This window comes from Azospirillum sp. NS33 (assembly GCF_059703765.1).
The window spans coordinates 101,571-120,109 of the sequence record NZ_BAAKJB010000002.1; the positions used below are offsets into that span (position 1 = coordinate 101,571).

17 protein-coding genes are annotated in these 18,539 nt (G+C 72.8%); 11 read left to right on the forward strand and 6 right to left on the reverse strand.

Annotated features, from left to right (window positions below):
* Positions 1-17: 17 nt before the first annotated feature.
* Entirely contained in the window at positions 18-572 is a 555-nt protein-coding gene (locus AC6H2I_RS03105; protein WP_497499108.1) for a helix-turn-helix domain-containing protein, read from the reverse strand.
* A gap of 541 nt (positions 573-1,113) precedes the next feature.
* On the opposite strand from AC6H2I_RS03105, the gene AC6H2I_RS03110 reads away from it, so the two are divergent.
* A complete protein-coding gene (locus AC6H2I_RS03110; RefSeq protein ID WP_497499109.1) occupies positions 1,114-1,491 on the forward strand; it encodes a hypothetical protein in 378 nt (125 codons plus the stop codon).
* A 118-nt stretch (positions 1,492-1,609) separates the two neighbouring features.
* Positions 1,610-1,930: a hypothetical protein gene (locus AC6H2I_RS03115; RefSeq protein WP_497499110.1), complete on the forward strand. Its 321-nt coding sequence runs from the start codon at positions 1,610-1,612 to the stop codon at positions 1,928-1,930.
* 67 nt (positions 1,931-1,997) lie between these two features.
* Here AC6H2I_RS03115 and AC6H2I_RS03120 read toward each other — a convergent pair whose 3' ends face one another.
* Positions 1,998-2,723 carry an MlaA family lipoprotein gene (locus AC6H2I_RS03120; RefSeq protein WP_497499111.1) on the reverse strand — a complete coding sequence of 242 codons (726 nt, stop codon included), beginning with the start codon at positions 2,721-2,723 and terminating at the stop codon, positions 1,998-2,000.
* 323 nt (positions 2,724-3,046) lie between these two features.
* On the opposite strand from AC6H2I_RS03120, the gene AC6H2I_RS03125 reads away from it, so the two are divergent.
* Positions 3,047-3,475 carry a hypothetical protein gene (locus tag AC6H2I_RS03125; protein ID WP_497499112.1) on the forward strand — a complete coding sequence of 143 codons (429 nt, stop codon included), beginning with the start codon at positions 3,047-3,049 and terminating at the stop codon, positions 3,473-3,475.
* Between the two features lie 111 nt (positions 3,476-3,586).
* Here AC6H2I_RS03125 and AC6H2I_RS03130 read toward each other — a convergent pair whose 3' ends face one another.
* Positions 3,587-4,498 carry a COG4223 family protein gene (locus tag AC6H2I_RS03130; RefSeq protein ID WP_497499113.1) on the reverse strand — a complete coding sequence of 304 codons (912 nt, stop codon included), beginning with the start codon at positions 4,496-4,498 and terminating at the stop codon, positions 3,587-3,589.
* Positions 4,499-5,000: 502 nt separating this feature from the next.
* Between AC6H2I_RS03130 and AC6H2I_RS03135 the strand changes: the two genes are divergently transcribed.
* The 8 genes from AC6H2I_RS03135 to aat all read left to right on the forward strand — a co-directional run bounded on the left by AC6H2I_RS03135 (position 5,001) and on the right by aat (position 15,438).
* Positions 5,001-6,518 carry a carph-isopro domain-containing protein gene (locus AC6H2I_RS03135; RefSeq protein WP_497499114.1) on the forward strand — a complete coding sequence of 506 codons (1,518 nt, stop codon included), beginning with the start codon at positions 5,001-5,003 and terminating at the stop codon, positions 6,516-6,518.
* A gap of 289 nt (positions 6,519-6,807) precedes the next feature.
* Positions 6,808-8,310 (forward strand): dynamin family protein, encoded by a 1,503-nt coding sequence (locus AC6H2I_RS03140; RefSeq protein WP_497499115.1) that lies wholly within the window; start codon positions 6,808-6,810, stop codon positions 8,308-8,310.
* 74 nt (positions 8,311-8,384) lie between these two features.
* The gene (locus AC6H2I_RS03145; RefSeq protein WP_497499116.1) at positions 8,385-10,292 is read left to right on the forward strand and encodes a hypothetical protein; all 1,908 of its coding nucleotides are present in this window, start codon (positions 8,385-8,387) and stop codon (positions 10,290-10,292) included.
* 152 nt (positions 10,293-10,444) lie between these two features.
* Positions 10,445-10,912 carry a type II 3-dehydroquinate dehydratase gene (aroQ, locus tag AC6H2I_RS03150; RefSeq protein ID WP_497499117.1) on the forward strand — a complete coding sequence of 156 codons (468 nt, stop codon included), beginning with the start codon at positions 10,445-10,447 and terminating at the stop codon, positions 10,910-10,912.
* A gap of 23 nt (positions 10,913-10,935) precedes the next feature.
* Positions 10,936-11,379 (forward strand): acetyl-CoA carboxylase biotin carboxyl carrier protein, encoded by a 444-nt coding sequence (gene accB, locus AC6H2I_RS03155; protein WP_497499118.1) that lies wholly within the window; start codon positions 10,936-10,938, stop codon positions 11,377-11,379.
* Positions 11,380-11,398: 19 nt separating this feature from the next.
* Positions 11,399-12,742 (forward strand): acetyl-CoA carboxylase biotin carboxylase subunit, encoded by a 1,344-nt coding sequence (gene accC / locus AC6H2I_RS03160; RefSeq protein WP_497499272.1) that lies wholly within the window; start codon positions 11,399-11,401, stop codon positions 12,740-12,742.
* A 160-nt stretch (positions 12,743-12,902) separates the two neighbouring features.
* Positions 12,903-14,606 (forward strand): methyl-accepting chemotaxis protein, encoded by a 1,704-nt coding sequence (locus AC6H2I_RS03165; protein ID WP_497499119.1) that lies wholly within the window; start codon positions 12,903-12,905, stop codon positions 14,604-14,606.
* 139 nt (positions 14,607-14,745) lie between these two features.
* A complete protein-coding gene (aat, locus tag AC6H2I_RS03170) occupies positions 14,746-15,438 on the forward strand; it encodes a leucyl/phenylalanyl-tRNA--protein transferase (protein ID WP_497499120.1) in 693 nt (230 codons plus the stop codon).
* Here the strand turns inward: aat and AC6H2I_RS03175 are convergent.
* From AC6H2I_RS03175 to fhuF, 3 genes are all read right to left on the reverse strand, one after another.
* Positions 15,390-15,797: a DUF2155 domain-containing protein gene (locus AC6H2I_RS03175; protein ID WP_497499121.1), complete on the reverse strand. Its 408-nt coding sequence runs from the start codon at positions 15,795-15,797 to the stop codon at positions 15,390-15,392. The two genes, aat and AC6H2I_RS03175, sit on opposite strands and share 49 nt — an antisense overlap.
* Positions 15,794-17,626, reverse strand: coding sequence for a sensor histidine kinase (locus AC6H2I_RS03180; protein WP_497499122.1), 1,833 nt, complete (start codon positions 17,624-17,626; stop codon positions 15,794-15,796). Before AC6H2I_RS03180 ends, AC6H2I_RS03175 begins: the two co-directional genes overlap by 4 nt.
* A gap of 90 nt (positions 17,627-17,716) precedes the next feature.
* A complete protein-coding gene (fhuF, locus tag AC6H2I_RS03185; RefSeq protein ID WP_497499123.1) occupies positions 17,717-18,436 on the reverse strand; it encodes a siderophore-iron reductase FhuF in 720 nt (239 codons plus the stop codon).
* Between the last annotated feature and the right edge of the window lie 103 nt (positions 18,437-18,539).

Sequence of the window (18,539 nt, forward strand, 5' to 3'; positions counted from 1 at the left end):
GCCCGGCCGCCGCGGCGTCACTCGCTGGCGGCGGGGGACTTCGACGCGCGGTAGATGTCGGCCGGGTCCCAGACGGCGCCATGGCGGCGGCGTGGCTTGCCGGCGTCGCGCTGACTCTTGGCGGCGGGCTTGCCGGACCCGTCGGCGCGGCGGCCGGAGGCGCGGGTGGGGAAGGTGGGAACCAGATCGTCGGCGACCTCGCCGCCGCCGCCCGCGCCTTCGGCGCCCTCGCGGCCATCCGGCGAGAGGGCGGAGAGAAGGGCCAGCATCTCGTCGGCCACGGCCGGCGGCGCCGACCGCCACAGGCGCAGCAGACGGGCCTCGCGCCGGCTGATCTCTCCGTTGTGCGCGGTGACCGCCGGCTCGACCGCGCCGCCGGTGGCGGGGGCGCGGGGATCGTCGTAGCAGTCGAAGAAGAAGCTGACGGGGACGTCCAGAACCTGGCTCAGGCGATAGAGAGTTCCGGCTGAAATCCGGTTGGAGCCGCGCTCGTACTTCTGCACCTGCTGAAAGGTCAGGCCGATGGCTTCGCCGAGTTTCTCCTGACTCATGCCCTGGAGCGTGCGGCGCATGCGGACCCGCTGCCCCACATGGGCATCGACAGACCAAGATTCCGGCGATCCGCGCCGTCCCCGCTTCCGCACGGATGAGTCGCTCATCGACTGCGCATCCCCAATGCTTGAACCACAATCAGGACGATTATCATTTATCCCGATGATTATTGGCACAGCCTTTGCGCGCAAGCAAGGAAAATCTATAACAATTCATTGACCAACCAAAGGGAAACGGTCGGCGGGCTCTTGCCTGGGGCCGGACGGCCAGGGGCGCGGGGGCGGGCAACCGGCGCCGCGCCAGGCGCCGGGCCGTCAAGGTTTCCGTGGAGAACGCGCCGCGATCGTCCCGTGGCCGGGGCCGGGCGCAAGCACCGGTCAAGGGAACGCAAGCAGAGCCGCCGCGCGCCCAAAGCTGCGCGCCGGTTCTACTTTGATGTAGGGTCGGTGGACGGGGGGCTCGCGCCGGTGGCCGGTGCCGGGGGCGGCGTGGGTGGGGATCGGACGCCGTGCCCGGCTGTTTCACCGGCTGTTGCAAGGGAATCGCGAGAAGGAGGCGACCATGCGCACGCTGTCCATCCTGACCATCGGCATCCTGCTGACGACGGCGGCGCCGACCGGCGCCGTGGAACCCGGGGGGCCGCCGCCGGCACCGCCCGCCGTGGCGCCCGGGACCGACGGGCACGGCGGGCCCCCCGTCGGCGCGCCGCCCGGCGACGACTCCCCCGGCGATAAGGCGCGGCGGGCCCTCGACCTGCTGCTTCAGGCCCTGCAAGGATGGATCAACCAGCTCCCCTCCTATGCCCCGCCTGAAGTGACGCCCGACGGCGACATCATCATCCGGCGCCTCGACAAGCCCGCCCCGCCGCCCCCTCCCGGCGCGTCCCCCGGAGCGCCACCCGGAGCGCCGCCCGCGCCCGATGGCGCCACCCGCCTGTGAGCGGCGGCGGGCGCCCGGCGACTCCGCGAGCGCCAGCGAGGGCATGGCGGTGAGGACATGGCGGTTTCACGTGCACGTGCTAGGATCGGACGCGCCAACGAACACGGGAGACCCAATCATGCGCAGCGTTCTTGCCCTTGCCGTCGCCGGCGCCCTGGCCATCGCCCCCGTCGCCGTCCAGGCGCAGCAGGCGCCCGCTCCGGTCCAGGCCCCGATCGAGGCCGACCCGCCCAGCATCTTCGGCCTGTCGCCGGACCATGCGCTGGCGGTCGGCGTCGGCATCATTGCCGGCGCGCTGGCCATGGACGTCCTGGCCGGGCGCGGAACGGTGATCGGTGCCATCGCCGGCGGGCTGATCGGCAGCTGGTGGTTCGGCACCCACGAGGTCGGGCCCGGCAGCTCCCGGGTCAGCCGCATCACCTACGATCCGGCGATCTGAGCGGGCGGCACCGCCGGCGCAGGGCGGGGGGCGGCCCCTCGGGGGGGGGCCGCGCCGGGGAGCGGCGTCAGGGCATCACCGGCGCGCCGACGTCGCCGTCCCCGGCGATGGCGAACGGCGCCTCGGCTCCGGCCTGGCAGCGTGCATGGCGAAGCTGCCGGTAGGCGCTCCTCTGCCACACGTAGGGGTCGAGGGCGAACTGCTCCTCGCGGCGCACGGCGGCGATGGCGTCCGCCGACTCCAGGGAGCGGTCGGCGGCCACGAATCCGAGATAGCCGTCGCCGAACAGCGACGCCCCGGCGGCCAGGGTGATCGCCGATCCCGCGAGATCGCGCAGGGTCGTCGGGCCGGCGAGCGGCAGCACCAGATAGCCGCCCTCGGGAACGCCGTGGGCGCACAGGGTCTGGCCGAGATCCTCCGGGCGGCTGGTCACGCCCATCCCGGTCGCCGCGTCGAACAGGCCGAGCACCCCGACGGTGCTGTTGATGACGAAGCGGGCCGCCGCCGCCGCGGCGTTGGCGCCGTCGCCCTGGAAGCCGCTGTTCACGGCGGTGACCGGCTCGCGCAGGTTGGCGAAGGCGTTGGCCACGGACCGCCGCACCGCCGCCGGCACCAGGCTCCGGTAGGCATCGGCGGCGGGAACGAGGAGCGCGTCCTGGACGGCGCCGTTGAAGGCGAACATCGTCCGATTGAACGCCTCGAAGCGGTCCTCCGACGCCGCGGCGCGGGCCGGGGGCGCCGCCAGGGCCACGCCGGTCGCGATGACGAAAGCTGCGCAGAGCCGATGGGCCATGCCGTTCCCCTTGCCTTGGTGCATGCCTGCCCTTGCAGATGCGTCCGCGGGCGCCGCCGCGCCAACGCGCATTGGGAGAAGGCGTCTCCGCCGGTTGCTCCGTGGCGGGAGCAAAGGGGGGGGGTGTATGTGCGGAGACAACCATGGGCCGGCGTGCATACGCCGGCTGCGTACGACGGGGCATACGCCGTGCCTTGACACCGCCGGGATGCGTGCCTATCACGGCAAAGCCTGCGCCACGGCCCCAAACTTATCGCTCGCGACGCAGCAGGCTTTCGGGGTATAGCAAGACCGCGGTTGCGGTAATTCGATCGAGGGCAGTTATGGCGGTTCCTGACGAGGTGAGGAAACGGTTCGCCGAGTACGTGAAGGTGCAGGCGCTCGACAACCGATTCATCGCCCGAGACACCGAAAAGAAGATCCTCGAAGACGGCGTGATGCGGTTTGAGATCGGTCTCGACGACGGCCGGCAGATCATGCTGGGCGTGGCTCAGGATTCCGGCTACGTCTTTGAAACCGAAGCCGAGAAGCGCATCCGCGACATTCTTGATGGATTCGCCGAAGACGGCAAGATCGACAAGCGGGAGTTCACCGACAGCGTCGCGTTCCTGCGAAAGTTCTGTGCCAACGGCTTGAGCGAGGACGAGGCCCGCAAACGCGTGAAGAAGATCATGCTGGCCAATGGCTGGAAGCCCCGCCGCAGCGGCTGGCTGCGCAGCCGGCGCTGGTTCACCCGGGTCGACGCCGACTGACGGGCGGTCCCGCCCGGGAGATCGCAGCAAGACCAGCAAGAGAAGACACGGACAAAAGAGCCGCCGGGGCGTCCGGCGGCTCTTTTGCCGTTGCGCGATCGGGCGGCTTGCTTACTTCGCCGTCATCCGGGCGAGGGCGAGGGTCGTCAGCGCGTTGGCGCCGCGGTCGGCGGCGACGCGGGCGGTGGCGGCCTCGAACCACTCCTTGGCCGGTCCGTCGGCCACCGGCAGCAACGACAGCTCGTCGACGGCGCCGGGGAGGTCGTCGGCGATCAGCCGGGCGCGGGCCCGCTGCACCGTCGCGAAGGCGCTGTCGACCGGCGGCGTGTCGAGGCGCACGAGGTAGCGGAGCTGGCTGACCACCGATTGCCACGGCGCGTACCAGTTCGCCTCGCGGGCGACATCGCCGGCCGCCGGTGACGGCGCGACGATGGCCGCGGCGGCCTGGGGGAATTGCTCACGGAGCTGGCTGTGCACGGGAATTCCCCCGGTGGCCCGGTCGGCGAAGCCGGCGACGATCGCCTCGACCTCGGCGTCACCGCCGGCGATGGCGCGCAGGGTCGCCAGCTCGACGTCGAAGGGGGCGGGACGGCGCAGCGCCGTGCGCAGTTCGCCCACCGCCAGCGCCAGGGCGGCCGAGCGGAGGTCGGCGCCCGCGGTCACCTCGCCGTCGGTGGCACCGGCCAGACCGTCGAGCTTGCTGCCCATGGCGGCAACCCGGGCCTCCAGTGCGCCCAACGACTCCGCCAACTTGGCGTCGGCGGCGTCGAGCCGCTGGAACGGGGCGGCGATGGGGTCGGGCACGCCCAGCGCTCGGAACACCTCCGGCGACCACTGCGGCGCGGTGGCGACGGTCGCGGCGCTCACCACCACGGCGAACAGCAGCGACACCACCACGGTGCCGGCGCCGCCGCCGCTGCGCGGTGCGGGCTGCGGCGCGGGCGCCGGGGTGGCCGCCGGGCTGGCCGCGGTGGCGGAGGTGTCCGTCGGGCCGGTGGTGGTCAGATTCTCGGTCTCGCTCATCGGTCCGCTCCGTAGTGAGGTGTGAACAGCGCCTCTGGCCTCGGCGCGACAAATACAGAGGCAACGGCGCGAACTCAACCACGGCGTGGCGATCCCCGGCCCCTCCGCACCCATGGTGCCGAGGATACGTGAACAGGGGTGTATGCGCGAGGCCGGAGGCGGTTGCTCCCTGTGATATTGATCTCAGGCCCCGTCATCGCGGACCGTCACGTGTATTGGAATGTCGGGCCGAAACATCGGTGTTTGCATGTATTTTCCTCTCCCCTAGGGACGGGTGCGCTGTTACACTTCATGCCCGTACGGTACACCTGTCCCCATCCGATGCCCGCGCCCGGATCGCCATGGCGACCGACGCGGTCGGTACGGCGCGGCGAGCGCCGGTGACACCCCCGTCGCGCCCTGCGGCGCGGGGCGTCGCTGGAGCACGCCGGGTGGCGGAGCGGCGGTCGGGTCGTGCTCGTCATCATACGGCCCTTGTGCAAACAGACCGAACAGGTGACCCATGACCGCCCATACCGATCAGGATCAGACGGACGGCACCGCCGGCGCCGCCAGCCCGGCCGCCGCCGCGGTGGAGCGGGTGATCGAGCGCTTCGGCGGCATCCGCCCGATGGCCGACAAGCTCGGCGTTCCGGTCAGCACCGTGCAGGGATGGAAGAAGCGAGCCTCGATCCCGGCCTCGCGGGAGGCCGAGGTGCGGGCGGCGGCGGATCGCCTGGGCCTGGCCGTCGACGGCGCCGATCTCGACGCCGCCTTCCCGCCGGCCACCGACGCCGCCGCGGCGCCGGTGTCGGACGAGGCCGCCACGGCGCCGGTCGAGGCGGCCCCCCCGGCGCCCCCCCCGGCGCCCCTCGAAACCGACGGTGCCGAGCCCCCCGCGGCCGCGACCGGCGCGCCCGCCCTGGATCCGGCCGACCTCCCGGCCGAGGACCCCGCGGTCGACGCTGCGGTCGAGCCCGCGGCCGTCTCCACCGACACACCGACCACCGCCTCCCCCTCCGACTCGCCGGATTCCGGCGCGGCGGCGGCCACCCCGGCCGTCCCGGACGCGGTGGCGGCGGCGGTCCAACCGCCCATCGAACAGAAGGCCCAGCCCGACATGACCTCCTCCGAGATCTCGATGGCCAGCTCCGCGGCCGAACCCGACGCGCGCCCTGCCGCCATGCCCGCCGCCATGCCCGTTGGTGCGGCCCCCGTTCCCCCCGCCGCCCCGTCGTCCGGCGGCGGCGCCGGGGCGGTCGCCGTGGCGGCGGCGCTCCTGGCGATCCTGGGGGCCGGGGTCGCGGTCACCGCGCCGCTGTGGTCGCCGGACTTCCTGGCCAAATCGGTTCAGGTGGACGTGATCCAGGCCCGGGTGGGCGCTCTGGAGAAGTCTCTGGGTGTGACCGCGTCGGCCGACGCCTCTCTCAGCGACCGCATCGCCAAGATCGAGGCCTCGGTGGGCGCGATCGACGAGAAGTTCGCCGCGCTGCCGGCCGCCCAGGTGGCAGGGGCGGTGGCCGCCAACCAGTTGCGCAGCGCGCTGGCCGGGTCGGGTCCGTTCGCCGCGGAGCTGGCCGCGGTCAAGGTGTCCGGAATCGCCGACGAGGCGACCGCGAAGGCGCTCGAGCCGCTGGCGTCGCACGCCGCGTCGGGCATCCCGACACGGTCCGATCTGTCCGAGCGATTCGCCTGGATGGTGCCCGACATCGTCGGCGCCGACCTCGCCGACGGCGGGACCAGCGGCCTCGGCCGCCGCATGATGGGCTGGATGACCGGGGTGGCCGGAGTGCTGCGCCTGCCGGTGGCCCAGACCCCGGCGGACGCCCAGAGCACACCGGCCCTGGTGGCGCGCGCCGGCACCATGCTGGACCGCGGGGAACTGGCCGCCGCCGCGGACCTCGTGTCGCTGCTGACGGGGCCGGCCGCGGAGGCCGCGGCGCCCTGGCTGGCCGATGCGCGGGCCCGTCTCGCGGCCGACGAGGCCACCGCCCAGGTGGGACGCCGCGTCGCCGCGGTGCTGCCGCCCGCCACCAACTGACACGCCACCACCCACGCCTCCCGTTCGCGCCACCCCGGTCGGGCGCGCTCCTCGCCGGCCGGCGGGCTTTGTGCCCGGGCCGGCCGGGGGGCGGCATTGCCCGGGGCGCCGGGGGAACGGGTGTCCTCCGGCGCCGCCGGGCGTGGCGGGGCCACCGTCCGCACACCGCGGCGGCGCCGTCGTCACAGCAGATTTCCCCGGCGCGGGCAGGCCGGCCGTGCTAAATCGTAGGCCCGGCCGCGCGGCCGGTCGCACGCAAGGGCGCAACCAAGAGGACGCGTAGGTCCGTATGACCCCGAGGCAAGCACTGCAGCACCGCCTATCCGGCCTGGAAGCGCATCTCAAGACGGAAAACCCGAACCTCCTGCCGGTCATTCCGACCTATCGGGAGTTCGACCGGCTGCTCCATGGCTTGGGTCTCCTGACGCGCGAGGAATCGCTGGCGACGCGCATTCCGTGGTGGCCGATGATCGCCATCCTCGGCACCTTTTCGGCTGGCAAGTCGACGTTCATCAACAGCTACCTGCGCCATCCCCTGCAAGGCACCGGCAACCAGGCGGTCGACGACAAGTTCACCGTCATCTGCTACGGCGCCGACACCAAGCACGAGGCGCTGCCCGGAACCGCCCTGAACGCCGATCCGCGCTTCCCCTTCTACCGGATCTCCGACGAGGTGGAGAAGGTGGCGGCCGGCGAGGGCAAGCGGATCGACAGCTACCTCCAGCTCAAAACGCTGATGAGCGAGCGGGTCCGCGGCAAGATCATCATCGACTCACCCGGCTTCGATGCCGACGACCAGCGCCGGTCGGTGCTGCGGCTGGTCGATCACATCATCGACCTGTCCGACCTCGTGCTGGTGTTCTTCGACGCCCGGCACCCCGAGCCGGGGGCCATGCAGGACACGCTGCGCCTGCTGGTGTCCAAGACGGTGCGGCGTGCCGACGCCCGCAAGTTCCTCTACATCCTTAACCAGATCGACACGACGGCCAAGGAGGACAACGCCGAGGCCGTGTTCGGGGCGTGGCAGCGTGCCGTCGCCCAGGCCGGGCTGGTGAGCGGCCGCTTCTACGGCACCTACGACCGCGCGTCGGCGGGGACGATCGAGGACGAGGCGCGCCGGGCCCGCTACGAAGCCAAGGCGGACGCCGACCTCGCGGAGATCTATGGCCGCATCTCCGAGGTCGAGATCGGTCGTGGCTACCGCATCGTCGGCATCCTCGACGCGCTGACCAAGGAGGTCGAGGGGGAGCTGGTGCCGTTCATCCAGGCGGCGATGGCCCGCTGGCGCCGCGGCGTGCTGATCGGCGACGCGGTGTGGGCGGCGGTGCTGGCCCTGCTGGCGGGGGGCGTCGTCTACCTCGCCGGTGCGGAGGCGCTTCCGGCGCTCGGAACCTGGCTGGTCGAGGAGCAGCCGGACTGGGCCTCCGGGCTGCCGGTGCGGTTGCTGGTCGCGGTGCTGGCGGTGGCCGGGATCTTCCTGGCCGGTCACGTGTGGTTGCGCCGGGCCGTGGCCCGGCGCATCGCCGCTGGGCTGCCCGATCGCATGGGCGAGGCCGACCTCAACCCGCGCAACGCCTTCTTGAAGAACACCGGCCTGTTCCGGCCGCTGTTCCGCAAGACCCCGGCGGGATGGGGCGCGCGGGCCCGCAAGCGTGTCTTCGGCATCCGCCAGGCGGTGGCCGCGCACGTGCAGCGGCTGAACGACCTGTACACGGATCCCGCCGGGCGGCGTCGGCCGGCCGACGGACCGCTGGACTCGGCGGCGGGCACGGGTGCACCGGCGGCGGAGTGAACCGCGGCGCCGCTTCGGTTACAAAGTGAACGATGGTGGGCGGTACGCCGGCGACGCGCGAGGAGGCAGGAACGATGACTGATCCGAACCGGAAAGACAGCGAGGGCGGATCCGTGGGCCGGCCCGAGGAACCCGCCAAGGGGTTCCCGGACTTCATCATCGCCCCTCCCGGCGGTCCGGGCGGCACCGGGCCGGGCGGCACCGGGCCGGGCGGTCCGGTGCCATCGCCCTTCGCGTCGGACGCGCCGGGCGGCATGGGCGCCCCGCGGCCCCCCCACGGGGTGGCCGCCGACCCGCCCGCGATCGCCCGGCCGGCGCCACCGGCCGCGCCGCCGCCGAAGGCGCGGGGCGGCGGTCTGGCGCTGCTGGCGGCGCTGGTGGCCATGCTGGCGGCGGGGGCCTCCATCGCCGCGCCGAGCCTGCGCCCGCTGCTGGCCGAGACGCTCCGCCAGCAGTTCGGCGACCATGCGTTCATCGCCGTGATCACCGGCACCGCCGACACCCGGCCGCCGGGCCAGGTGCAACTGGATCTCGACACCTTCGACCAGCGCCTGGGTGCGCTTGCCCAGGTGCTGGAGGCCGCCCCGGGAGGGCAGCCCGTGCCGCCCGAGACGCTGGAGCGATTCGTCACGGCGGCCGGCGACAACGAGCGCTTCGGCACCCTGGAGGCGGCCCTGCGGGAGGCCGAGGGCCAGGTGGCCACGCTGTCCCAGGCGCTGGGGGCGCTCGAATCCCGGCTGGCCCAGGTCGACGGGCGCTCGGAGCGCCTGGAGGCTGCCGACGGCGCGATCGGCGAGCGGTTGACCGCCACGGAGGGGGCGGTGGGCGATTTGACGCCGCGGGTCACCGCGGCGCAGGACGCCGCCATCGCCGCGGCGGCCACCGCGTCCGACGCCGGGGGGCGCGCGGACGCCGCCGCCGCGAAGGCGGATGCGGCGGTCGTCGCCGCCGCCGCGGCGACGACGACGGCGGGCGCGTCGTCGGCGTCGTCCGATGCCGCGGCCGGGCTTGCCGCCGCCGCCGCCGCCAAGGCCGACGAGGCCGCCACACAGGCGGTGAGCCTGTCCGGGGTGGTGGAGATGCTGAGCGCCACCGCCGGCGACATCGGCAGCCGCATCGCCGCGGTGGAAAGCCAGCTCACCGACATGGCCGCGGCGCTGCAGGGCACCGTCGCGGCGGCGGACGCCAACGGTGCGGCGATCCAGGCCGCGGCCGAGGAGGGGCGGGCGGCCGACGAGGCGCTGGCCGTTCGACTCGCCGCGCTCGAGACGGGGGCCGGCGACCTCGCCGGCCGGCTGGAGGCGGCCGAAAAGGACCTCGTGGCCGCGCGCGGCGAGCTGGAGACGACCGGCGGTGCGGTGCGGACCACGGCCGGGGACCTGGTCGCCCTGGCGACTCGCACCGGCGCCATCGAGGACCACCTCGCCCGCGTCAACGGCGGCACGGCATCGGCGCTGCTGGCCCTGTCGAGCCGCATCCGCCAGGCCCTGGAGGACGGCGAGAGCTTCACCGGCGAGGTCGCGGCGGTCCGGGCCCTGGCCGGCAACAACACGGAGCTCACCGGGGCGATCGACACGCTGCAGCAGCTGGCGTCGCGCGGCGGCCCCACCCTCACCCTGCTGCGGCGCGAGTTCAACCTGGCGGCCCAGAAGATCATCGACGCGGAGGAAGCATCGGGGCCGGCCTGGTACATGCGGACCGTGTCCTCCATGAGCTCGCAGGTCACCTCCTGGTTCGGCTGGGTCCAGCCGTCGATGCCCGCCCCCGGCGAGGAGGCGCGCGCCGTCGTCACCGAGGCGGCGAAGAGCTTCACCCTCGGCCGGATCGACGACGCGGTGCGGACCCTGAAGACCATTGCCGGCCCCGGTGCCGAGGCGGCCGAGCCCTGGATTCGGCTGGCCCAGGTGCGGGTCGACGCCGAGCGCGCCCTGCGGGCGCTCAGCGACGCGGCGCTGGAGCGCCTGGCGAAGGCCGAGCCGTGACCACCGGAGCGGCGGTGTTTCCCGGCCGGCGGGGCGTACGCCCCGCCCCGGCCGGGAGGCGCCGCGGTGGTGCGAATGAAAGTGGAAAGCGCCCGCCCGCGGCCTTGCCCTCCCACCGCAGCGTGCTATAAACGCGCGACTTGATCCCGGAAATGCGAGGGTGCCGGCCCGTGGCGACCGATGCGTCGATCCTGGTCCTCAACGGACCGAATCTCAACATGCTGGGCGTGCGTGAACCGCACATCTACGGCGCGACGACGCTGGACGACCTGGAGGCGCTGTGCCAGGAACACGCCGAGACGCTGGGCCTTTCGGTGGATTTCCGGCAGTCGAATCACGAGGGCGAGCTCGTCTCCTGGATCCAGGCGGCGCGCACCGATCATGACGGCATCATCCTGAACGCCGGGGCGTACACCCACACCTCCGTCGCCATCCTCGACGCGCTGACCGCGGCGGAGCGGCCGGTGATCGAGGTGCATCTCTCGAACATCTTCAAGCGGGAAGCCTTCCGCCATCATTCCTACATTTCGGGGGTGGCGGTCGGTGTGCTCTGTGGGTTCGGTCCGCACGGATACCGCATGGCGCTCGACGCCATGGCGCAGATCCTCGACCGCAACTGAGAAACGACAGGATTCCAGGACACATGGCGAGCTTCGACATCGACGGCGACCTGATTCGCAAACTCGCGGACCTGTTGCGCGAGACGGGCCTCAGCGAGATCGAGTTCGCCGAGGGCGAAAAGCGCATCCGCGTCACCCGCGCCGGTGCGGTGACCGCGATGGCGGCCCCCGCGGCTCCGCTCCCTGCGCCGCCCGCGGTCGCGGCGGCACCCAAGGCGGCGGCGGCTCCCAACCCCGGTGCCGTGACCTCGCCGATGGTCGGCACCGCCTATGTGGCGGCCGAGCCGGGAACCCCGCCGTTCGTGCGGGTCGGCGACACCGTCAAGGCGGGCCAGACCCTTCTGATCATCGAGGCGATGAAGGTGATGAACCCGATCAAGGCGCCGCGCGCCGGTACGGTGACGGAGATCCACGTCGCCGATGCGCAGCCGGTCGAGTTCGGCGAAGTCCTGATGATCGTCGAGTGAGAGGGGCAGCCCGTTGGCGATGTTCGAAAAGGTCCTGATCGCGAACCGTGGTGAGATCGCGCTGCGCATCCACCGCGCCTGCCGCGAGATGGGCATCCAGACCGTGGCGGTGCATTCCACCGCCGACGCCGACGCCATGCACGTGCGCCTCGCCGACGAGAGCGTGTGCATCGGCCCCCCGTCGGCCCGCGACAGCTATCTCAACATCCCCGCCATCCTGTCGGCGGCGACCATCACGGGGGCGGACGCCATCCATCCCGGGATCGGCTTCCTGTCCGAGAACGCCCAGTTTGCCGAGATGGTGGAGGAGCACGGTTTCTGCTTCATCGGCCCGACGCCCGAGCACATCCGCATCATGGGCGACAAGGTCACGGCCAAGCGGACGGTGAGCGACCTCGGCCTGCCGGTGGTCCCCGGGTCCGACGGGCCGGTGGTGTCGCTGGAGGACGCGCAGGCGATCGCCCGCGATGTCGGCTACCCCGTGCTCATCAAGGCGGCGGCCGGCGGCGGCGGCAAGGGCATGAAGGTCGCGCGCAACCCCGAGCAGCTCCAAGAGGCCTACCAGCTGGCGCGTGGCGAGGCGCGGGCGGCCTTCGGCAACGACGAGGTCTACCTCGAGAAGTATCTCGGCCGGCCGCGCCACATCGAGATCCAGCTTCTCGCCGACCTCCATGGCAACGCCGTCCATTTCGGTGAGCGTGACTGTTCGGTCCAGCGCCGCCACCAGAAGGTCATCGAGGAGGCGCCGTCGCCGGCGCTCAACGCGGCCCAGCGCGATTTCATCGGCGAGCTCGCCGCCCGCACCACCCGCGGAATCGGCTACCGCGGCGTCGGCACGATGGAGTTCCTGTTCGAGGACGGGCAGTTCTACTTCATCGAGATGAACACCCGCCTGCAGGTCGAGCACACGATCAGCGAGATGATCACCGGCATCGACCTGGTGCGCGAGCAGATCCGCGTCTCCACGGGCGCGCCGCTGGGCTACACCCAGGCCGACATCCGCTTTCAGGGGCACGCGATCGAGTGCCGGGTGAACGCGGAGAACCCCGAGACCTTCATGCCGTCGCCCGGCCGGATCGACGGCTACCATGCGCCGGGCGGGCTCGGCATACGGGTGGACTCGGCACTGTACGACGGTTACCGGGTGCCGTCCCACTACGACAGCCTGATCGCCAAGCTGGTGGCCCACGGCGCGTCGCGCAACGAGTGCATGATGCGGTTGCGCCGTGCCCTCGACGAGTATGTGATCGGCGGAATCGACACCTCCTTGCCGCTGCACCAGCGGATCATCGCCGAGCCGGAATTCATCGACGGCGCCTACGACATCCATTGGCTGGAACATCTTATGGGTATGCGCAAATAGATTGTTCGTTCACTGCCGCCAACCGCATGCCGCCATCTTCGCCCGGTCCACTATCGGACCGGGCGAATTGCTTCTCCGGCAGCAATTTGTTCCTTGCGCCGCTTGAATTGCGTACTACAGTCCGGTTCATCAGGGTGATCCCATGCGAGGAGAGCGGGCAATGGAGCGGTTGCGCAGCGTGACGATCGCCACCCGTCTGGTGGTCGGATTCGCGGTAGCACTGGCACTGATGGTCGCCATGACGGCGGTCGCGACCAACCAGGTCGCGGGCATCAACGCCAGCCTGACCACCATCAACGACGTCAACGCCGTCAAGCAACGCCACGCCATCGATTTCCGGGGCAGCGTTCACGACCGGGCGATCGCGCTGCGCGACGTGGTCCTGCTGTCGGATGCGGACGCGCTGGCCGCGGAGCTGGCGCTGATCGAGGCGCTGGCGGCCAACTACCGCAAGGCCGGGGCGGCGCTGGACGCCATGTTCGCCGCGCGCACCGACATCGCGCCGGAGGAGCGCCGCATCCTCGCCGCGATCAAGGAGATCGAGGCGCTCACCCAGCCCCGTGTCGCGCGGGTGATCGAATTGCGCCGCGCCGGCGACACCGCCGCCGCGCAGGCGCTCCTGGTCGACGAGGCACGCCCGGGCTTCGTCGAATGGCTGAAGCGGATCAACGCGTTCATCGATTTCCAGGAGGCCGCGAACACAGCCATCGCCGGTGACACCCGGGCGGTGGCAGAGCGCTTCGAATGGCTGATGGTCGTGGTGTGCGCCGCGGCTCTGGCGGTCGGTGGGGTGCTGGCATGGTGGTCGCTGTCGTCGGTGCGGCCGCTGCGCCGGCTCACCGCGGCGGTGCTGTCGCTGGCCCAGGGCAACCTGGACGCGGAGCTGCCGGCGGTGAGGGGGCGCGACGAGGTCGGGGAGATCGTCGGGGCGGTGCGGGTGTTCAAGGACAACATGGTCCGCTCCCGGCAGTTGGAGGCCGACGCGGCCGACGCGGCGCACCGCGCCGAGGCGGAGAAGCGGCGTGTCATGAACGCGCTGGCCGACGGCTTCGAGCGCAGCGTCGGCGCCATCGTCGGTCAGGTGTCGGCGGCGGCGGGGGCGCTGGAGGAGACGGCCCAGGCGCTCAGCGCCAGCATGGGCGAGACCCGGGGCCAGGCCAGTGCGGTGGCCACCTCGGCCAGCCAGGCCACCGCCAACGTGGAGACGGTGGCGCGGGCCTGCGACGCGCTGGCCGGGTCGATCCGTGAGATCGGTGACAGGGTCCGGGAGTCGCTCGAGATTTCCGGCCGCGCGGTGGCCCGCGCCGAGGACACCCAGGGCACCGCCGAGGGTCTGGTGACCTCGGCGCAGAAGATCGGCGAGGTGGTCAACCTGATCAACGACATCGCCCAGCAGACCAACCTTCTGGCGCTGAACGCGACGATCGAGGCGGCGCGCGCCGGCGAGGCCGGCAAGGGCTTCGCCGTCGTCGCGTCGGAGGTGAAGAACCTGGCGAACCAGACCGCCAAGGCGACCGAGGACATCACCGTGCAGATCGACGAGATCCAGGCGGTGATCCGGCGCACCGTGGCGGCCATCAAGGAGATCACGGGGGTGATCGCCGAGAGCAGCACCATCGCCGGCTCCATCGCCACGGCGGTGGACGAGCAGAACGGTGCGACCCAGGCCATCGCGCGCAACGTCCAGCAGGCGTCGGCCGGCACCTCGGAGGTGTCGGGGGCGATCCTCCAGGTGTCGCGGGCGGCCGCCGACGGCGGAACGGCGGCCGACCGGGTGCTGTCGAGCGCGCGTGCCCTGTCGGGCACGGCGGCCGAGCTCAGCGAGCAGATGCGGGGCTTCGTCGGCACGGTGCGGGCGGCCTGAGCGGCGGCCGGCCGGGGCGCCGGGCCGGCCGCCGGGCAACCGTGGCTTGCGGCAGCGCCCCCTGTCGCGCCATGCTCCCGGGACCGGCTCCACGGGAGGCCCGTGCGGAGCCGGCGTCCGCAACCGCCGTGGCCGTCCCATGATCGAACTGAACGCAGAGCTCCTGCTGCGGGCCTACGCCGCCGGCATCTTCCCCATGGCGGAGAGCGCGGAGTCGAGCGAACTGCACTGGTTCGACCCGGAGCTGCGCGGCGTCCTTCCGCTGGACGGGTTCCATGTGCCGCGTCGGCTGCGCCGCACGCTGCGCCGCGGCGTCTTCGAGATGCGCGTCGACAGCGCCTTCGTGGCGGTGATCCGCGCCTGCGCCGAGGCCACGGCGGAGCGGCCGAAGACCTGGATCAACGCCGACATCGTCCGGCTCTACGCGGATCTGCACGCCGCGGGCTTCGCCCACAGCGTCGAGGCCTGGCAGGACGGCCGGCTGGCCGGCGGCCTCTACGGGGTGTCGCTGGGCGGCGCGTTCTTCGGCGAGAGCATGTTCTCCCGCGCCACCGATGCCAGCAAGGTGGCGCTCGTCCACCTGGTGGCCCGCCTGCGCGCCGCCGGCTACGTCCTGCTCGACACCCAGTTCGTCACCGGCCACCTCGGCCAGTTCGGCGCCATCGAGATCCCGCGCGCGGACTACCGGCGGCGCCTGCGCGCTGCGCTGGCCCGGCCGGCCGCCTTCGGCGCCGTCGACCAGGCCGCCGCCATCGCCGCGCTGCTGGGCGGCGGCGACGACGGTCAGGCCGGGTCCTCGGCCCCTCCGCAGGCCAGCACCCAGACGTCGTAGACCGGGCTCTCCATCGCCGACAGCGCCGGGCTGGACGCGAACATCCAGCCGCTGAAGACGGTTTCCGCCGCCTCGCCCGGACGGGCTTCCTGGACCTCCAGGAAGGCCGCCGCTTCCGGCGGGTCGATGGGGGCGTTCTCCTTGCAGGCGCGCAAGGTGACGCGCAGCCCACCGAACTGCTTCGTCTCGCCGACGGCGATGTCGAAGGTCGTGGTCCGCGCGGTGATCTTGTCGAGCCCCTGGAGGCGCGCCACCGGCCGCTCGATCATCTGTTCGGTGGCCGGGGCGGCCGCCGCCGCCGCCGGCGCGACGGCCAGGGTCGCCAGCACCGCCGCACCGAAAACGCTGTGGATCCTCATGTCGCTCCCTTGTCCATGCCGGTCGCCATGGCCGTGCCTTCCCTTACATCGGAACCCCGGGCCGCGTCCAGTAGGGTGCCCGGCGGGTGGGGCACCGGGTCGGGGTCGGGGAATCGCACGGTCCAGCGCGCCCCCGGACCGACGTTCGCCACCGCCACGTCGCCGCCCAGCTGGCGGGCCAGCGACACCACCACCCGCATGCCCAGGCTGCGCCCGGCACGGTGGGGGTCGAAGCCGTCGGGAACGCCCTGCCCATAGTCGCGCACGCTGAGCTCCAGCAGTCCGGGCGCCACCGCCCGCAGGGCGACGTCGATGGTCTGCGCCGCGGCGTCGGCGCGGGCGTGCTTCACCGCGTTGGTGACCAGTTCGGTGGCGATGAGGCCGAGCGATACCGCGGCGTCGGTCGGCAGGCGCAGGGCCGGGGCGTCGATGTGGCAGGAATGGTCGGGGTTGGTGGCCGTGAGGTCGGCGCAGAGGGTGCGCAGGTAGGACGCGGCGTCGATCGCGGTGACGTCGTCGGTCTTGTACAGGCGCTCGTGGACCTGGGACACGGCCTGGATGCGGCCGACCGCCTCGGCGAAGGCCTCCTTGGCCTCGGCGTCGGCGATGCGGCGGCCCTGCAGGGTGAACAGGCTGGCGACGAGCTGGAGCGAATTCTTGACCCGATGGTTGATCTCCTTGAGCAGGAGATCCTTGCGTTCGTTGGCGGTGCGCAGCCGGGCCTCGGCCGCCCGCCGCGCCGCCACCTCACGCCGGAGCCGGCCGGTGGCCCGCGCCACCAGCACCAGGTAGCCGGCCGCTGACGCGGTCACGGCCAGACCGAACAGCAGCGCCCACAGGGCCTGGCCGCGGGCCGGGTCGGGAACGGCGGCGGCCGTCGGCTCGAAGGTCAGCTCCCACGGACGGCCGCCCCACGCCACGGTCCGCCGCACCGCCGGGGCGACGGGGGCGGCGTCCGCCTCGGGTGTCCCGGCCGGGGCGGTGACGGGCGCCCCGGTCATCGGAGCACCGGTCATCGGAGCACCGGTCATCGGCACGGCCGCGGCGACCGACAGCACCGGCGCGTCCCCGGCTGCCGGATCGGCCAGCCGGATGTGGAACAGGGGCGTGGGGTAGGGGGCGAAGGCCGCGGCGGCGACGGCGTCGAGGCGGAAGACGGTGGCGATGAAGCCGCGGAGCGCGGCGCGGTCGCTGCGCACGGGGGCCACCAGGACCACCTCGGCCGTGCCGTTGCCGTCGACCAGGGGCAGCGGGCCGCTGGCCGCCACGTGGTCGTCCTCGCCGGAGCGCTCCAGCACCGGCCGCAGCCCGTAGACCGAGGCGGCGTCCAGCCCCATCAGCGTGGCGGCGGCGGTGGCCGGCTCGACCGCGACCATGGGGTAGAGGTCGTGGTCGAATTCCATGGTGTCGATGCGGCCGCCGCCCGGCGCCAGGATGCCGGCCACGGCGGGGTCGAAGGCGTGCAGCGCCTCGGCCACCCGCCCGGCCTGGGGCGGGGTCGTGCGGGGCAGCCAGGCCAGCGCCTCCATCCCCGCCTGGTCCGAGGCGATGAGGTCGGCGTAGTTGCGCAGGCTGCCGCGGTTGATGACGGTGCTGGCGCTGTACATGCCGGCGACCGCGCCGGTCACCGCCTCGCGCCGGGCGAACTGGTCGCGCAGCAGGCCGGCGTAGAGGTCGGCCGTTCGGGCGAGACGGCTGCTGTGCTCCCGCTCCTCGAAGTGGGCGACGGTGTGGTGGGCCAGCAGCGACAGGACCACGCCCACCACCGCCACGGCCAGCGCTGGGATGCTCCCCGTGAGGCGTCGGACCGTCTGATTCTCGAACGGCATACCCCCTTCTAGCACAAGCCGCCGTCCGGTGCGCTCTTAAGGACGCTCATACCACGTTTGACTCAAATGTCGACCAGGGGGCGTGCGGCGTCACCGCGGAACGGGGCGGGGCGTCGGGCACCCGGAGCAGCACGCGTGCCCCGGCAGGCGCTGGGCGAGGCAGCACACCCGGGGCACAAGGGTGGCGCCGTCGCCCACCCGCCGGACGCAACCGTGGAGAGGGTTGCGCGCCCCGTCGGGCCAGGCCCGCGCCTCGAACAGGCGGCCGAGCAGGCCCGTCCCCCGGTCCGACTCCGCCGCGTCCCGGCATGCCACCGTCACGGCCCCGGCGAGCCGGATGGCCGCGTTGCTCCACAACAGGCGCGGCGTCACGCCGGCGCCGGCAGAGAAGGCGGCGATGAAGGGTTGGAGGTGCTCGCGCACCAGCGGCTCCAGCCGCGCCACCGGGTCGTCCGGCAGGGCGCCGGTCTCAGCGGGCGGCAGATGAAGGGTGCCCGGAGCACCGCTATCGGCGAGGCGCAGCCGGAGATCGTCCAGGCCCATCGGTCGACGGGCGCCATGCCGCAGCGCCGTGGCGGCGACCGACGGGATCACCAGTCCGAAATACCATTGCGACCACAAGGAGCGGACCGCCCGCCGGTCGGCGTCCCCGCAGTGGCGGGAGAAGCGGGCCAGCGCCGCGTCGAGGCTGCCCGGCGCCACCACCGTGGCGACCGGCAGGGCCCCGTCCGCGTCCCCGTCGAGGGGCAGCACCAAGCCGCGCAGATGCGCATAAGGACCCTGCAGCACGGCGGCGACAGCGTCGAACATGGCCGCGGCCCCTGGGGTTGTGACGGATCATGGCGTCGCTCCCGCCGGGGTGGCGGCCCGGGTCCGGGAGTCCGGACCACTGATAATGCAATCCATTCGCATT

Coding starts and splice junctions, on each gene's coding strand:
- AC6H2I_RS03105 (WP_497499108.1), bottom strand. CDS start 572: ATGCGCCGCACGCTCCAGGGCATGAGTCAGGAGAAACTCGGCGAAGCC.
- AC6H2I_RS03110 (WP_497499109.1), top strand. CDS start 1,114: ATGCGCACGCTGTCCATCCTGACCATCGGCATCCTGCTGACGACGGCG.
- AC6H2I_RS03115 (WP_497499110.1), top strand. CDS start 1,610: ATGCGCAGCGTTCTTGCCCTTGCCGTCGCCGGCGCCCTGGCCATCGCC.
- AC6H2I_RS03120 (WP_497499111.1), bottom strand. CDS start 2,723: ATGGCCCATCGGCTCTGCGCAGCTTTCGTCATCGCGACCGGCGTGGCC.
- AC6H2I_RS03125 (WP_497499112.1), top strand. CDS start 3,047: ATGGCGGTTCCTGACGAGGTGAGGAAACGGTTCGCCGAGTACGTGAAG.
- AC6H2I_RS03130 (WP_497499113.1), bottom strand. CDS start 4,498: ATGAGCGAGACCGAGAATCTGACCACCACCGGCCCGACGGACACCTCC.
- AC6H2I_RS03135 (WP_497499114.1), top strand. CDS start 5,001: ATGACCGCCCATACCGATCAGGATCAGACGGACGGCACCGCCGGCGCC.
- AC6H2I_RS03140 (WP_497499115.1), top strand. CDS start 6,808: ATGACCCCGAGGCAAGCACTGCAGCACCGCCTATCCGGCCTGGAAGCG.
- AC6H2I_RS03145 (WP_497499116.1), top strand. CDS start 8,385: ATGACTGATCCGAACCGGAAAGACAGCGAGGGCGGATCCGTGGGCCGG.
- aroQ (WP_497499117.1), top strand. CDS start 10,445: ATGCGAGGGTGCCGGCCCGTGGCGACCGATGCGTCGATCCTGGTCCTC.
- accB (WP_497499118.1), top strand. CDS start 10,936: ATGGCGAGCTTCGACATCGACGGCGACCTGATTCGCAAACTCGCGGAC.
- accC (WP_497499272.1), top strand. CDS start 11,399: ATGTTCGAAAAGGTCCTGATCGCGAACCGTGGTGAGATCGCGCTGCGC.
- AC6H2I_RS03165 (WP_497499119.1), top strand. CDS start 12,903: ATGGAGCGGTTGCGCAGCGTGACGATCGCCACCCGTCTGGTGGTCGGA.
- aat (WP_497499120.1), top strand. CDS start 14,746: ATGATCGAACTGAACGCAGAGCTCCTGCTGCGGGCCTACGCCGCCGGC.
- AC6H2I_RS03175 (WP_497499121.1), bottom strand. CDS start 15,797: ATGAGGATCCACAGCGTTTTCGGTGCGGCGGTGCTGGCGACCCTGGCC.
- AC6H2I_RS03180 (WP_497499122.1), bottom strand. CDS start 17,626: ATGCCGTTCGAGAATCAGACGGTCCGACGCCTCACGGGGAGCATCCCA.
- fhuF (WP_497499123.1), bottom strand. CDS start 18,436: ATGTTCGACGCTGTCGCCGCCGTGCTGCAGGGTCCTTATGCGCATCTG.